Origin of the sequence: Pseudoclavibacter endophyticus (genome assembly GCF_008831085.1) — a bacterium.
Classification (GTDB): domain Bacteria; phylum Actinomycetota; class Actinomycetes; order Actinomycetales; family Microbacteriaceae; genus Pseudoclavibacter; species Pseudoclavibacter endophyticus.
This window is the reverse complement of the sequence record NZ_WBJY01000002.1, coordinates 300,748-315,007: the sequence shown is the minus strand read 5'-3', so window position 1 is coordinate 315,007 and position 14,260 is coordinate 300,748. Positions and strand designations below refer to the sequence as shown.

Annotated in this window: 13 protein-coding genes; 7 read left to right on the top strand and 6 right to left on the bottom strand. The window is 72.1% G+C overall.

Features of this window, described 5'->3' with window-relative positions:
- Nucleotides 1-24 precede the first annotated feature (24 nt).
- The 3 genes from F8O04_RS11120 to F8O04_RS11110 all read right to left on the bottom strand — a co-directional run bounded on the left by F8O04_RS11120 (nt 25) and on the right by F8O04_RS11110 (nt 2,090).
- Nucleotides 25-396 (bottom strand): MerR family transcriptional regulator, encoded by a 372-nt coding sequence (locus F8O04_RS11120; protein ID WP_158029447.1) that lies wholly within the window; start codon nt 394-396, stop codon nt 25-27.
- Nucleotides 397-520: 124 nt separating this feature from the next.
- Complete coding sequence (locus F8O04_RS11115) at nt 521-1,210, bottom strand: alpha/beta fold hydrolase (protein WP_225735017.1); 690 nt, start codon at nt 1,208-1,210, stop codon at nt 521-523.
- A 10-nt stretch (nt 1,211-1,220) separates the two neighbouring features.
- The gene (locus F8O04_RS11110; protein ID WP_158029649.1) at nt 1,221-2,090 is read right to left on the bottom strand and encodes a DUF817 domain-containing protein; all 870 of its coding nucleotides are present in this window, start codon (nt 2,088-2,090) and stop codon (nt 1,221-1,223) included.
- Between the two features lie 172 nt (nt 2,091-2,262).
- On the opposite strand from F8O04_RS11110, the gene F8O04_RS11105 reads away from it, so the two are divergent.
- The 6 genes from F8O04_RS11105 to F8O04_RS11080 all read left to right on the top strand — a co-directional run bounded on the left by F8O04_RS11105 (nt 2,263) and on the right by F8O04_RS11080 (nt 9,131).
- On the top strand, nt 2,263-2,988 hold the full coding sequence (locus F8O04_RS11105) for a lysophospholipid acyltransferase family protein (protein ID WP_225735016.1): 726 nt from the start codon (nt 2,263-2,265) through the stop codon (nt 2,986-2,988).
- Nucleotides 2,989-3,067: 79 nt separating this feature from the next.
- A complete protein-coding gene (locus tag F8O04_RS11100) occupies nt 3,068-5,158 on the top strand; it encodes a sensor histidine kinase (protein ID WP_158029446.1) in 2,091 nt (696 codons plus the stop codon).
- Nucleotides 5,155-5,838, top strand: a complete 684-nt coding sequence (locus tag F8O04_RS11095) for a response regulator (protein WP_158029445.1) — start codon at nt 5,155-5,157, stop codon at nt 5,836-5,838. The genes F8O04_RS11100 and F8O04_RS11095 overlap by 4 nt, the downstream gene beginning before the upstream one ends.
- A 157-nt stretch (nt 5,839-5,995) precedes the next feature.
- Nucleotides 5,996-7,579 carry a hypothetical protein gene (locus F8O04_RS11090; protein ID WP_158029444.1) on the top strand — a complete coding sequence of 528 codons (1,584 nt, stop codon included), beginning with the start codon at nt 5,996-5,998 and terminating at the stop codon, nt 7,577-7,579.
- Nucleotides 7,580-7,695: 116 nt separating this feature from the next.
- Complete coding sequence (locus tag F8O04_RS11085; RefSeq protein WP_158029443.1) at nt 7,696-8,631, top strand: quinone oxidoreductase family protein; 936 nt, start codon at nt 7,696-7,698, stop codon at nt 8,629-8,631.
- A 149-nt stretch (nt 8,632-8,780) separates the two neighbouring features.
- A complete protein-coding gene (locus F8O04_RS11080; protein ID WP_158029442.1) occupies nt 8,781-9,131 on the top strand; it encodes a carboxymuconolactone decarboxylase family protein in 351 nt (116 codons plus the stop codon).
- A gap of 86 nt (nt 9,132-9,217) precedes the next feature.
- Here the strand turns inward: F8O04_RS11080 and F8O04_RS11075 are convergent, their stop codons facing one another.
- Genes F8O04_RS11075 through F8O04_RS11065 form a run of 3 tightly spaced genes read right to left on the bottom strand, consistent with a single transcriptional unit; the run spans nt 9,218 to nt 12,704 of the window.
- Complete coding sequence (locus F8O04_RS11075; protein ID WP_158029441.1) at nt 9,218-10,270, bottom strand: LLM class flavin-dependent oxidoreductase; 1,053 nt, start codon at nt 10,268-10,270, stop codon at nt 9,218-9,220.
- The gene (locus tag F8O04_RS11070; protein ID WP_158029440.1) at nt 10,267-11,235 is read right to left on the bottom strand and encodes a hypothetical protein; all 969 of its coding nucleotides are present in this window, start codon (nt 11,233-11,235) and stop codon (nt 10,267-10,269) included. The genes F8O04_RS11075 and F8O04_RS11070 overlap by 4 nt, the downstream gene beginning before the upstream one ends.
- Entirely contained in the window at nt 11,232-12,704 is a 1,473-nt protein-coding gene (locus F8O04_RS11065; RefSeq protein ID WP_188726402.1) for a CynX/NimT family MFS transporter, read from the bottom strand. Before F8O04_RS11065 ends, F8O04_RS11070 begins: the two co-directional genes overlap by 4 nt.
- Nucleotides 12,705-12,813: 109 nt before the next feature.
- Here F8O04_RS11065 and F8O04_RS11060 point away from each other — a divergent pair, with 109 nt between their 5' ends.
- A complete protein-coding gene (locus F8O04_RS11060) occupies nt 12,814-14,214 on the top strand; it encodes a M20/M25/M40 family metallo-hydrolase (protein WP_158029438.1) in 1,401 nt (466 codons plus the stop codon).
- Nucleotides 14,215-14,260: the final 46 nt, after the last annotated feature.

Genomic DNA, 14,260 nt, shown 5'->3' with positions numbered 1-14,260 from the left:
CAATCGTTTCGAGTGCGCTCGAGGTCAAGCGGTCACGGAAACCCGTTCGGCATAGATCGCGATCTTGCCCTCGATCGCTCCGAGGTGCTCGGTCACCTCGGCGAGCCGGCCCAGTACGACCTTCCGGTGGGCGGTTAGCAGCGCGAGCCGTTCCGCCTCGTTGCCGTCGCCCGCGCGCACGAGCTCTGCGTACTGACGGATGCTCGAGATCGGCATCCCCGTCGCGCGAAGGCGCGTGAGCATCACGATCCAGCGCAGGTCACCGTCGTCGTAAACGCGGCGCCCGCCCGTGTCGCGGGCGACGGGCGTGAGGAGCAGGTCGTCGCGTTCGTAGTAGCGGAGCGTGTGGGCCGTGAGCCCGGTCGTCTCGGCGACCTCGGCGATGGAGTAGGCCATGCCACATTGTTGCGCTTCGAGCGCACTCAAGGTCAAGCACGGGCAGGAACGGTCAGTGCAGCCGCCGAACAGCGATCGGCGGAGCGGGGAGCGGGGAGCGATGGTCAGCCAAACTGCTGGTCGGTCAGCGGGATGCCAAGACGGAGGCGTAGTCAGCCGCGACCGCACCAAGGCGACCGTCGAAGGAGTGCCCACCGGCCGGATGCTCGACCACACGCGCCCGCGGAAGCCGCGCCGCGAGCAGGGCCATGTGCGCGAACGGCACGATCTCGTCGTCGGTGCAGTGGTGGAGCGTGATCGAAACAAGCGGTTCTGGCCCGTCGAAGGCGTAGTCGGCGACGTTCCACCCGTCGGGCGTCCACTCGGGCGGGGCGAGCAGCGCGATCGGCGGAACAGCGCGGATGCGTTCCTCGGACACGAGCTTCAGAAGCGTGGACGCACTGAACGAGTGCGCGAAGACGGCATCGCGCTCGCCGAGTCGTCCGAGCTCCGCGCGGGCAACGGCGGCCCAGGCGCCGTAGGACATGTCGTCCGCCGGGAACCGCGGAACGACGGGCTCGACGCCCACCGTCGCGCCGGTCACGGCCCCGACGGCAGGCGACCGGCCGGCGGCGGCCGCGGAAAGCTCTCGAGCGAGCTCGGCGGCCATCCGCACGCCCTCGTCGTACCCGTCGGCCCCGTGCAGGAAGAGCAGCTTCACGTGCGTCACGGTACTCGCGGCACGCGGTGAGGCGGTGAGCGAGGCGGACTCTTGCCGCAGCGCGAGCGCATCCTGCGGGTCGGCCGTGGCCGTGACCATGTGCCGGCCGTTCATGCGGGATTCCTCATTCGTGATCGCGGCGGTCGGCGGCCGTTGACGCCAGTGGTCTCGGCGGATACACGAACGTCACGAGCACAACGCTGATCAGCATGAGCAGGAACCACGAGACGAGCTTCGCCCACGAGACCGGGTGCCAGCCGTCGACCTGGTCGGGGTAGGCCCAGGCGCCCGCCCACGTGGCGATGTTCTCGGCGAACCAGATGAACAGCGCGACGAGCCCGAACGCCAGTAGGACCGGCATTCGCAGCGTGTGCCGGAACACGCGGTAGTGCATCCACGTGCGGCAGTAGACGACGGCGACGGCGGCGAGGAGCAGCCAGCGCGCATCCAACACGTAATGGTGGGCGAAGAAGTTGGCGTAGGCGGCCAGCGCGAGCAGGGCCGTGATCCACAACCGCGGATAGCGATCGAACCGCAGGTCGAACAGGCGGTACACACGCACCATGTACGAGCCCACGGCCGCGTACATGAACCCCGTGAAGAGCGGAACGCCGCCCAGGCGCAGCAGGCCGCCGTCGTCGTAGAGCCACGAGCCGACCTGGGTCTTGAAGAGCTCCATGACCGTGCCGACGAGGTGGAACAGCACGATCACCCACAGCTCTCGGCCGCCCTCGAGGCGCGTCACGAGCATGAGCACCTGGATCGCCACGGCCGCGATCACGAGCAGGTCGTTGCGCGCGAGGCCGGCGTCGTCGGGCCACCACAGGCGGGCCGCGACGATCGCGACGAGCATGAGCGCCCCGAACAGGCACGCCCACGCCTGCTTGAGGCCGAACACGAGGAACTCCACGAGCCAGGCTCGCCAACCGGTCGCCGGGCTGCGCTCGAGGAGACGGTTGGCCAGGCGATCGACTCGGCGCTCGGTGCCGGTCAGGGTGCGTGGGGACCGGTTGCTCGACGCGCGACGATCTGCGGCAGCGTCGTCTGGATCAGGACGGTTCACGCCCGCGATCGTGGCACGGTCCCGGTGCAGGGAGGCGGGGAGTCCGCGCCGGCCGACGTACCGCTCAACCGCGCGATATGACGCCCCTCGCTACCCTCGGAGCGTGACCTCGAACGACGCAGTGCCCGTCGGCAGCACCCCGCTCCCCCGTCCCGGCGCGGTTTACTTCATCGGCCGCGCGGTGCTGCGACCCCTATTCTGGATGCTGTACCGACCCCGCGTCGTGGGCCGCCGCAACGTGCCCGCGGCCGGCCCCGTGCTGCTCGCGAGCAATCATCTGTCGTCCTGGGACACCGTGCTGATCCCCGTGACGGCGCCGCGGCCCGTGCAGTTCCTCACCAAATCGTCGTACTTCACGCGAAGCGGCCGGCTCGGTGCGCTCATGAAGTGGTTCTTCCAGTCGATCGGCGGCGTTCCCGTGCTCCGCGCCGCCGGGCGCGACGCGAGGAGCGCACTCGACGCGGGCAGCAGCATCCTGCGAGCCGGCAGCGCCTTCGGCGTGTTCCCGGAAGGCACCCGCTCCCGCGACGGCAAGCTCCACAGGGGCCACCCCGGCGCCGCGTGGATGGCCCTCGACACGGGCGCGACCGTCGTGCCCGTCGGGCTCATCGGCACCGACGCCATGCGCGCGTTCCGGCACCTGCTGCCCCGCCGGGCGGGTGGCATGCGGGCGGAGGTGCGCTACGGGACGCCGATCGACCTCAGTGACCTCGCCGCGCTCCCGGGCGGCAGGGCACGCGCGATCGCGACGGAGCGCATCATGGCGGCCATCGCCGCCCTCACCGGCCAACAGGGCTCTGGCGAGGTCAACGCGAGCTCGCGCGACTGAACGGCACCGTACCGAAGACCCACCAGCGAACCGCAGAACCACCGCTGACGCGAGGCCAGCACGTCTCTAGAGTGAGGTCATGACACCGTCGGAGACCCCGGCGCCCCGGCCCCCTCGCGGCGTGCAACCGGGCACGGGGTCGATGAACGGTGCCTCGACCATGTTCCCGAACCGGTGGATCACCGCGGGCGCGACAGCGGCGTGGATGGCGTTCTTCCTCCTCCCGGAGCCCCGGCTCGCGTGGCTCGCCGTGCCCGCGTGCGTGCTGGCCATGCTCGTCATGCCCGAGCGGCCGATCGTCGCGACGGCGATCGTGCTCGCGTCGAGCGGGCTCATGGCGATCGACGGGCGGCCGTTCGGCGACGTCGAGCTCCTCCTGCCGACGTTCGCCTCGCTCAACTGGCTCGGCCGGTCGGGGCGGCCGATTCCCATCGGCATCGTCGCCGTCGCCGGCTTCACGCTCACCTCGATGCTGCGGCCATCACTGTGGCTGTCCGCCCTGCTCTCCGCCGGAACCGTCTACGGCATCGCTTGGGGCTTCGGCGTGCTCGTGCACCGGCGCGCGGTGGCGGCCGCGGCCGCCGTGCGCGTCGCGGAACAGGCCGCGGCCGTCGACATCGAAGAGCTCGCCACCGCCTCCGCCGCCGGCGAACGGCGCCGGCTCGCGAAGAGCACCGTCGGCGATCTCCAGGCATCACTCGCGTCCATCGCCCGGCTCGCCAGGAGCGCTCGCGAGTGGCCCGAGCTCGAGTGGCTCTCGGCGATCCGACGGGCGGCCGACGAGGCACTCGTCGCGCTGCACGCCGACCTCGCCACCCTGACCGGCGACCGTGCGCGGCGCTCGAGCGTCGCGGCGGCACCGACAGGCTCCGCCGCGCCGACACACGAGGACGCACCGCCGACAGCACCGTCACCCGCCGGCGCCACCGCAGCTCGCCGAGCACGAGCACTGCACCGCGCAGCGCCCCTCGCCCGGCGCGTCGCGGTCGGCGCCGCATTCGCGCTCGGTGGGAGTGTGGCGATGCTCGTCGGCACGGAACTCCTCGGGGGCGACTGGACGCGCTTCGCCTACGCGCTGCTTGCCGCCCTCCTCCCGCTCGCCGCCGTTGCGGCACGCCGGACACCGCTGGTGGCTGCCGGCCTCGCGGCGACCGCGTTCATCGGCGCCGCCCTCGACATGCCGCACGCACCCGAGGCGCTCGTGCCGACCGGCGTCGCCCTCCTCACGCTGTGCTGGCGTCTGGCGAGCGCCATCGATCCGCGTCGTCCATGGCGCGACGGCTGGCGCACGTACCTCGCCCTCGGCGTGACCGTCGCCTCCGGCGTCGTCCTCGGCGTACAGCACGGGCGATCGAGCGCCGGCTTCATCGTGCTCGCCGCCCTGCTCACCCTGTTCGGGGCGCACGCGTGGGCGGAGCGGGACCACGTGACCCAGGCGGAGGAGGCCAGGGCGGCGCGCCTCCTCGCCCATGCGGCGACCGCCCGGCTCGAGGCCGAGCGGAACGAACGGCGCGGCATGGCGCGCGAGCTTCACGACGTGGTGAGCCACGCGATCGTAGGAATCAGCCTGCAGGCCCAGGCCGCAGCAGGTGCCAGCCGCGCGGGCAGGCGAGCAGCGCTCGACGCCATCGCCGACGTCGCGGCCGCGTCCTCACGCGAGCTCGGCGGGTTCGCCGAGCAGCTCCGCCCGGACACATCGGCGCGATCCATCGCCGAGCTCGCCCGCACGGGTCGCTCGCTGGGCCTCGAGATGAGGATCGACGAAGGGAGGATCGCCCCGGACCCGCTCGCCGTCCGGATCGTGCGTGAGTGCCTCACGAACGCCGCAAGGTACGCGGCGGGAGCGACGGTCGACGTGCGCGTCGCCGCGAGCGACGGGATGCTCGAAGTCTCAGTGCGGAACGGTCCCGCCTCCTCCACCGCCCTCATCCCCCTCCGGCCCGGCCGCGGATCCGGACTGGCCGGGCTCCGTGACGAGGTCACCGGGCGCGGAGGCACCTTCGAGGCCGGACCGGACGCATCCGGGTTCCTCGTCGTGGCGCGCTATCCTGCCCTCGACACCCCGGCACCGCCGCCGGCCGAGCCGCCCCCGCCTCCCCGCTTCCCCGCGTCACCCGGCCCGATCCCCGCATCCCCCGCATCCCCCGCATCCCCCGAGGAGGACGCATGATACGCGTCGCCATCGCCGACGACCACAAGCTCGTGCGGACGGGGCTCGGCGCCCTCCTGGACGCTGAGCCCGACGTCGAGGTGCGCGCGCTCTTTGCCAACGGGCAGGAGGCCGTCGACTATGTCGCCGAGCACGACGTCGACGTGCTGCTCATGGACATCGAGATGCCCGTGCTCGACGGCGTCGAAGCGACGAGGCGGGTGCTCGAGCTACGCCCGGAGACGGCGGTGATCGTGCTGACGACGTTCCACGACGACGCGTACCTCGCCGGCGCGTTGCGGGCGGGCGCGTTCGGCTACCTCCTGAAGACGGGGTCGACCGAGGAGCTGAGTCAGGGGGTGCGGGACGCGCACGAAGGCAGGAGGGCGTTCGCCCCGGAGGTGCTCGATCGGCTCGCGAAGCAGTTCGCCGACGGCGACGCGGCCGGGCGCCGCGGCGGACCCCCGGCACGCGGCGAAGTTCCGGCACCACTCGCCGCGCTGACGCGACGCGAGCTCGACGTCTTCGTCGAGGTGGGGAGAGGGCGCTCGAATCGTGAGATCGCAGAAGCGCTGCACCTCAGCGAGGCGACCGTGAAGACGTATGTCACGCGCATCCTGGCCAAACTCGACGTCCGCAGCCGCGTGCAGCTCGTCGTGCTCGCATTCGAGACGGGAATCGTGACGCGCGCGGTCGGCTGACCGACGCTTCGGACGCTCGCCCCGACCGCACCATCACCAAAAGTCGTACCGACTGTCTGCCTGCGGTGATTCCCGGGTCCGCGCGCCCCTGTGAAGGTGGTGTGCGGGCATCCAGGCGGCACACGGCTGTCGGTCAGTCAGGTACAGGGAGTGCGACGTGACGGAGACGACGACGAGCAGGTGGACGAGATGGCGCGGCACGGTCGCGTTGAGCGCCGCGACCGCGATCGCCGGGGGAGGGATGCTCGCCGTCGCATTCGCAGCGCCGGCCACGGCCGCGGAAGGCGACGCATTCATCTACCAGATGTTCGCCTTCGATGAGAGCGACCCCGACAACCCCATCGTCAACCCCCCGGGGTACGCGTGGGATGTCGTCGCGACAGGACCGGCGACGTACACGAACGACGAATCCCCAACCGCGCTCGTCGTCGAAAACGTCGCCGGCGGCACCTACACCGTCACCGCGACGCCGAACGCGGAAGCCGAGGCCGGTTCCTCCTTTGACGAGATCTGGTGCCAGCGGTGGCGCTCGGACATCCCGGCCGACGAGCTCGACGAGTCGGACTACGAGTACTTCACGCCGGCGAACACCGGCGGGGGCTTCCAGGTGCCCGTACTCGACGGCTACTCGACCGCCTGCGCCGAGATCTGGAGCATCGGGGAGGACGTTCCCGCGCCCAACGGCAGCGTGACCGGAGCCTTCGACGTCCGCCCGAGCCCGGACCTCGTCGGCGCCAAGAGCGACTTCGACATCGTCCTGCAGGATGCATCGGGCATATCCCTCGGCTCGTTCAACGAGACCGAACTCGTCGTCCCGCCTGGCACCTACACCCCTCTCGTCGTGGCGTCAGCAACCGCGCAGGCGGGCTTCGACATCGACGCCTGGGACCGGAGCTCGTGGAGGTGTTCGAGTGTTCAGACCGGCCCGTTCGAGGTGACGTACGGCGCCTCGTTCACGGTGCCGTCCGGCGCAATGGTGCAGTGCTCCATCGAGATCGCGGAGCACTTCGGCGATATCCAGCTGTTTCCACCAGGCGGCACTGTCGAGGGTGACGTCAACTACGAGTGGGGCGGCGTCTACGGAGAGTCGGGCACGCCCTATTCCTTCGGGTACGAGGTGCGCCTGCCCGAGCCGGCGGGCGGCGGGCCGGACCCGATCAGGGTGGTCGTGACCGTGCGCCTCGCCGACAACAGCATGCCTGACGAGTCGTTCCCTGGCGCCCCCGGCTGGATGGACGCCTCCGTCGACCCCGAGCCTGGCCTCTTCGCCTTCCAGGCCGACGCGCCGATGTCCGCCGGCGAGGTGCGCGAGTTCCGCTTCGGCGCGATCCTGACGAGCGATAAGCGGCCCTCGAGCCCGACCGAGGTCTGCGCGACCGCGTACTACGAGGGCTACGAGCGCACCGATTGCGACCTGGTCGAGCCGGTCGGCGACGGCTGCGGCGACGGGGAGGACTGCGGCGGCACCACGCCGCCAACGACACCAGCTCCCACCGCGTCCGTCCCGCCGACGACGAGCCAACCCTCGGGCCCTGGCGGCACGACGCCCGCCGGCACGTCGTCTCCCGCGGCACCGTCGCCCGGTGATGGTTCGGCCGGGAACGACGCGCTCGCCGTGACGGACGGTGGCGGCATGGCGCCGGGCATCGCGCTCGGCGTCGTCGCCCTCGCCGCAGGCCTCGGCCTGCTCGCCCAGCTCCGCCGGCCGGCCACCCCCCGCCGCGGCGAGCCGACGCGCTGACCCGGACACACCACCCGCCACCGCCGCTCAGCGAGCTGCCTGCTCGCCTGATCCCTCGTGCGCGCCGCCACCCGCACCGGTTGACCCCGCGCGCGCCGTGGCACAAGACTCGTCGCATGGACAAGCGCTGGGTTGCCACCTCTCAGGAAGGGCTCGACGCCCTCGAGCTGCAGGACATCGAGTTGCCACCGCCGGGCCCCGGCGAGGTCGCGATCGACGTGCGCGCGGCCGGCGTCAACCCCGTCGATCTCAAGGCCGTCGGCCGCCTCGCCGCCGACGCCCCGCTGCCGTTCCCGCTCGGCTACGAGCTCTCGGGCGTCGTCGCCGACCTGGGTCCGGATGCCGAGCTCGCCTCGGGCGGCGGAGCGATCGGCGACGAGGTGCTCGCCTTTCGCGTGCGCGGCTCGCACGCCACCCGCGCGAACGTGCCCGGGCGCGACGTCTTCGCGAAGCCGGCGAGCATCCCGTTCGACGAGGCGGCCGGCCTGCTGCTCGTCGGCACGACGGCGGCCGAGATGCTGCACCGCGTCGACGCAGCCACCGGCGAGACCGTGCTGCTGCACGGCGCCTCCGGCGCGGTCGGCGTCAGCTTCCTGCAGCAGGCGGCCCGGCTCGGGGTGCGAGTGATCGGCACGTGCTCGGAGCGCGGGGCGGACGAGGTGCGCCGATTCGGCGGCGTGCCGACGCCGTACGGACCCGGCCTTGAAGCGCGCGTTCGCGAGCTCGCGCCGGAGGGCGTCGCGGCAGCTCTCGACGCCGCGGGCACTGATGAGGCGATCGAGGTCTCCCTCGCGCTCGTCTCGGATCGCGCCCGGATCCTCACCATCGTCCGCGCCGACGCCGCCGAGCGCGAGGGCCTGCTGCACATCGGCGGGGCCAAGCCCGCGAGCGCGGCCTTTCGCGATTCCGCCCGGCAGGGGCTCATCGCGCTCGCCGCCGCACGTGAGCTCGTCGTGCCGATCGCGCGCGCGTATCCGCTCGCGGACGGACGCGACGCCATGGAGCTCGTGTCGAGCGGCAAGGCCGGCGGCAAGGTCGTGCTGCGACCGTAGCGGGCTCGCGGAATGTGCGTCGATGGCGCGACGTTCGACGTGAGCGGCACGCAGCATCCGATTCCAGCGCGGCACGAGCCCTTCGGCACCGCGGCACGAGGGATGGGAGTGACCGCGCGCGCCACGACATTCAACACGAAAGGCTGACCATGGCTGACTACTTCGACCGCGAGCACGACGGCACCTACACGAGGGTCTACAAGAACGAGACGCCCGACATCCTGAAGTCATTCGTCGCCTTCGACCAGAGCGTCTTCGCGGAGGAGGGCCGCGAGATTCCGCTCAAGTACCGTGAGCTCATCGCCGTTGCGGTCGGCACCACGACGCAGTGCGTCTACTGCATCGACGCCCACTCGAAGCGAGCCGTCGCCGCGGGCGCGACCGAGACCGAGCTCGCCGAGGCCGCCTGGGTCGCCACCGCCATCCGCGCCGGCGGCGGCTTCGCGCACGGCCGCCTCGCGTTCAAATTCGGGGAAGAGGCGGCGGGCCACACCCACTGACACGCGGACCGCGCGCACGCGCCCGGGGCGAGCATCCATGACCGATGCCCGCCCCGGCCGTTTCGCGTTCGTCGCGTGACAGGGGCCTACCCGTCGGCGGCCCGCAACAGCGGCAGCACCTCGGTGCCGAACACCGGCAGGTCGCGCAGGTAGTCGGGGAAGATGAGCATGATGCCGTCGAGTTCCGCCCCGTCGAGCACCCGGTGCACGCGCTCCGCGATCGTGGTGGGCGAGCCCGTGATGTACGGCGTCTGGAACGCCTCGTCGCCTGGCGCATCCTCCGCCCACGAGAGCGCCTTCTCCTGCGCCCATCCCCACGAGCTGCGCATGTTCGCGAGCGCGACCCGGTCGATGCCCTGCGCATAGGCGGCCGCGGCGCGCTCGGCCGCCGCGTCGGTCTCACCGATCACGAGGGTGAGCATGGCGTAGGTGCCACAGGTGCGCCCGTGTGCGGCAGCCTGATCGTGCACGTCGCGCGCGAACTCGCGCATCTCGGCCATGCTGTCGGAGCCGAGGAACGCGGCATCCGCGTACTTCGCTTGGAACTTGCGGCCGAGCGCCGACCTCCCCGCGCTCACCACCGTCGGGCGCGTCACCGGGTGCGGCCGCGACTGGCAGCGGTCGAGCACGAAGAAGTCGGTCTTCATCGTCACCTCGGGCTCGGTCCAGAGGCGGTCGACGGCCGTCATCCAGGCCTCGGTCATGCGGTACCGGTCGGCGTGCGACATCGAGTCGTTCCACAGCCCCATCTGGCGGAACTCATCGGCATACGAGCCGTTGACGATGTTCATGCCACCCCGGCCGTGACTGATCTGCTGCAGCGTCGTGAAGATCTTGGCCGCGAAGGCCGGATGCTGCACGTTGCAGTGGATCGTGCCCCAGACGCCGACGTGCGTGGTCGCCTCGGCGAGCGCCGCGATGAGGCTGAGCGAGTCGATCGTCTCGCCCCAGTGATCGGTCGCCCCGCCGAAGCCGAGCCACTTCGACATGGCCATGACGAAGTCGAGGCCGTACCCGTCGGCCGCGAGCGCGACCTGGCGGTTGTAGTCGTAGTCGGCCGGCGGGTAGGGCGCCGTCGACGAGATCATCCAGCCGCCCGCCGCGTTCGGCAGGAACACGCCGTAGTCCTTGCGGGTCACACGCTCTCCTCAGGGTCGCGGCGGCTCCGCTCGCGCGGTGCCGCGTGGGGGCTCGCCGGGTTCGGACGCGTGCCCGCTGCGGGGGCGCCCGAATCGCTGAGGGCACCGAACGACCACACGTCTCCCTCAAGCATCGCGTACTCCCCCGGTTGCGCGCGCGCCGCGAACCCGCGCAGGCTGGGCACGCCGACGACGATCTCGGCCAGTGCGATCGCCGTGAAGTTCTCGGGGTCGGCGAGGTACTCGGCCGACTCGGTCAACGAGATCGCGAGGTAACGCCCGTCAGCGTCACGCTGCATCCAGCGCACGCCCCGCTCGAGGGCGTCGAGCGTCACCAGGCACGGCTCTCGCGGTACGGGCGCCGGCGGCTCGACCATGTCGTCGCGCAACACGTCGAACCGGGCTGCCGGCGCTGCCGCCGCAGCCTCGATCAACGGCACGATCCCGTCGACCGCGACGCGCTTCCCCTCGTTCCTGGTGAGCATGACGACCTCGTTCACCCAGCCGACCACCGCTCCGTTCTCGTCGTGCACGTTCTGGTCTCGTCCGCTCCACTGCGCGTCGACGCCGACGATGGCCTGGATGCGCGTGCCGGCGAGGAACGGGACATCGTTGATCCACACGTCGCCGGGCTGGAACGGCCCTCTGGCGGCGTCCCCGAGCGCGCCCATCACCCGCTGGAGCGCGATGCGCACGGTGACCTCGGCCGCCGCCTTCTGCGTCTCGACCACCTCGCAGAGGAGTTCGATGCGGGCGCCGCCGGGCAGCGACACGCGCTCGAGGCCGAGGGTGACGACCGAGGCGATGCCGTTGTGGACGTACCTGGCGATGGCGACGTGGCCACCGCCGGGCACGTCGACGGGATCGCCGAGGAACTGGGGCGCACACGAGAACAGCCGCGCGAAGTGCCGGGCGAAGCTCACATCGCCGTGCCTGGCCCGGCCGTCGCCCGGCGCGCTCGTCATGGCTGGCCCTTCTCCGTCCTGCGCGATGTCCGCCCATCGCGGGCAGCCCCGCCCGCGTCCCCCGTGGCGAAGGCATCGTCGGCTGCGCCCCCGGCGGTGGCCGCGCCGCCTCGCTCGAGCGTACCGGGCGTGTCACCCGCTCCGACACGGGGTTTCGCCGTGGCGGGAGACGCCCCGATCGTGACGTCGCGGCCAGCGCCATAGCCCGAGATTCCCTGGAGCGCGGCGGCGCCGCCGATGAGGGCGATGACCGGCAACCACGAACCGGTGAGGTCGTTCAGGGCGCCGGCGAGGAACGGGCCGACCGCCGCGAGCCCGTAGCCGATGCTCTGCGCCATCGACGACAGGCGAGTCGTCCAGGCCGGCGTCGCCGTGCGCAGTGCGATGAGGGCCATGGCCACAAGGAGCGACGAGCCTTGGCCGGCCCCGAGCAGCGCCGCCCAGAGCGCGGGCACGGCGCCCGGGGCCAGCCACAGGCCGATGCAGCCGGCGATGACCGGGACCGCGGTCAGCATCCCCACCACGCGCTGATCCTGCCGCCGCCCCATGAGCGCGGTGCACAGTATGCCGACGAGCATGCCGACGACCTGACTGAGCGACAGGTGCCATCCCGACGCCGCGTCGGACACTCCGGCGACGCGCTCGATCGACGGCAACCACGTGACCGTCACGTAGAAGTGAAACGACTGCAAGCCCATGAAGGCCGTCACGAACCAGGCTGTCGGCGACTTCCACAGGCGGGCTTCGCGTGGCGGGGTCGACGTCGGGGCGGGGTTGGTCACCGGATGCCCCTGTGCCGTCGCCGCTGTCGCGGCAGCCGCGGCTGCCGCGGACGAACGAGCGATGCGCACCGCCCACCACACGACGCCGACCAGCACGAGGGGCAATGAGGCGCCGAGCGCGAGCCGCCAATTCCCGCCCGCGGCCTCGGCGATCGGCACCGAGAGGCCCGAGCCGAGCGCTGCGAAGGCGACGAGCACCGAGGTGTAGACGCCCGAGGCGAGCGAGACCCGCGAGGGGAACCACAGCTTCACCGCGCTCGGCAGCAGCACGTTGCCGACCGCGATGCCGATCCCGACCAGGGCGGTGCCGATCCAGAGCGGCGCCTGGCCCGGCAGGAAGCGCACGGCGAGCCCCACCGCGAGAACCACGAGCGCCACGAGCACGACGCGGTCGATTCCGAATCGGCGCGCCGGGACCTGGGCCCCGGCCGACACGACGGCGAAGCACACGATCGGCAGTGACCCGAGTACGCCGAGCGCGGTCGACCCGATGCCGAGCTCGGCGTCGATGCGCTCGACGACCGGGCCGAACGACGTCAGCGCGGGGCGGAGCACGGCGGCCACGAGCACGATCGAGACGAGCGCGCTCATCGTCGCCGCGGTCATCACGGGCGCGCGTGAGCCGCGCTGGGGCGACGGGGCGCCGCGGGCTCCTGCGCCCGGCGCGGGCTTCGATGCAGAGGTCATGTGAATCGTGCTCACCATAGCCGCCCTCTGCCTTCACGGAGCCGACGGAGGAGGCCTCCAAGCGTCGGGCACCGGAGCCCGCCCCATCACGCCCGACTAAGCTGTCCACATGAACAGGGACGTTCGGCCGATCGACCCCGCGGTGGCCGCCGAGCGCCTCGCCCGACTGATCCGCATCGACACCGTGTCCTCGGGCGACGAAGAGACCGACGCCGAGACGTTCGCCGCCGTCGGGCGCGAGCTCGAGCGCCTGTACCCGCGATCCACCGAACGCTGCACCGTCACGCACGTCGGCCGACGCTGCCTCCAGTACCGCTGGGACCCGGCGCATGAGTCGGAGCCCCCGGCGACGTCGCCTCGCGCAACGGGCCCGCTCGTTCTCATGGCGCACGCCGACGTCGTGCCGGCAGACGCCGCCGACGGCTGGCAGCATCCGCCGTTCGAGGGCGTCATCGCCGCCGGCAGCGTGCACGGGCGCGGCGCGCTCGACGATAAGGGCCCTCTCGTGGCGATCTTCGAGGCAGTCGAGTCGCTCGCGGCCGAGGGATTCGAACCGACCCGGCCACTCATCATCAGCATCGGCGGCGACGAAGAGACACTCGGGTCGGGCGGAGCCGACGCGGCGCAGGCGATCGACGACGCGGGCGACACGCCATGGCTCGTGCTCGACGAGGGCGGCGCAGTGGTCGACCCGCCACTGCCCTTCGTCCACGGCGACAACGCCATGATCGGCATCTGCGAGAAGGGCTACGCCAGTCTGCGCCTGCGCGCCGTCGCAGCGCCGGGCCACTCATCGACCCCCACCGGCCCATCGGCCCCCGATCGACTCGCTCGCGCGATCACCCGCCTGCAACGCCGGCCGTTCCCGGCGCACCTCAGCCGCCCCGTCCGCGCCATGCTCGAGTGCCTCGCCGACGGCGAGCGCGGGGCGAGCCGGCACGTCATCCGGGCCCTCGCCGCGGCCGGTCCCGTCACGGCCCGCATCTTCGCGGCCATCGGGGGCGAGCCCGCCGCCCTCGTTCGCACGACGTGCGCCGTCACGATGCTGCGCGCGGGCACTGCCGCCAACGTGAGCGCGCCCGACGCGACCGCCACGCTCAATCTGCGCATCGCGACCGGCGAGTCCATTGCCCGGACAGTACGGCGCGTGCGCCGCGTCATCCGCGACCGCACGATCTCGATCGACGTCGTCACCGCGAGCGAGCCGACGCCCGTGGCTCCGCACGACGGCGGGCAGTTCGCCGCCATCGGCGCTGCTGTTGCCGCGAGCCATCCGGGCGCGCGACCCGTGCCGTACCCGGTGATGGCTACGACCGACAGCCGCCACTTTCACCGCCGCTGGCCGCACGTCTACCGATTGGCCCCGGTGACCATGACCGCGGGGCAACGCGCGAGCATCCACGGCATCGACGAGCACATCACGATCGACGCCCTCGGCCGCGCCATCGCGTTCCACCGTGCGCTCATCCGCCGTTCGCTCGGCTCGCCCGGCAGCGACCCGGACGAGTGACCGGACGCCGGCACGGGCCACCGGGCACGGGCGGCCCGGGCGGCAC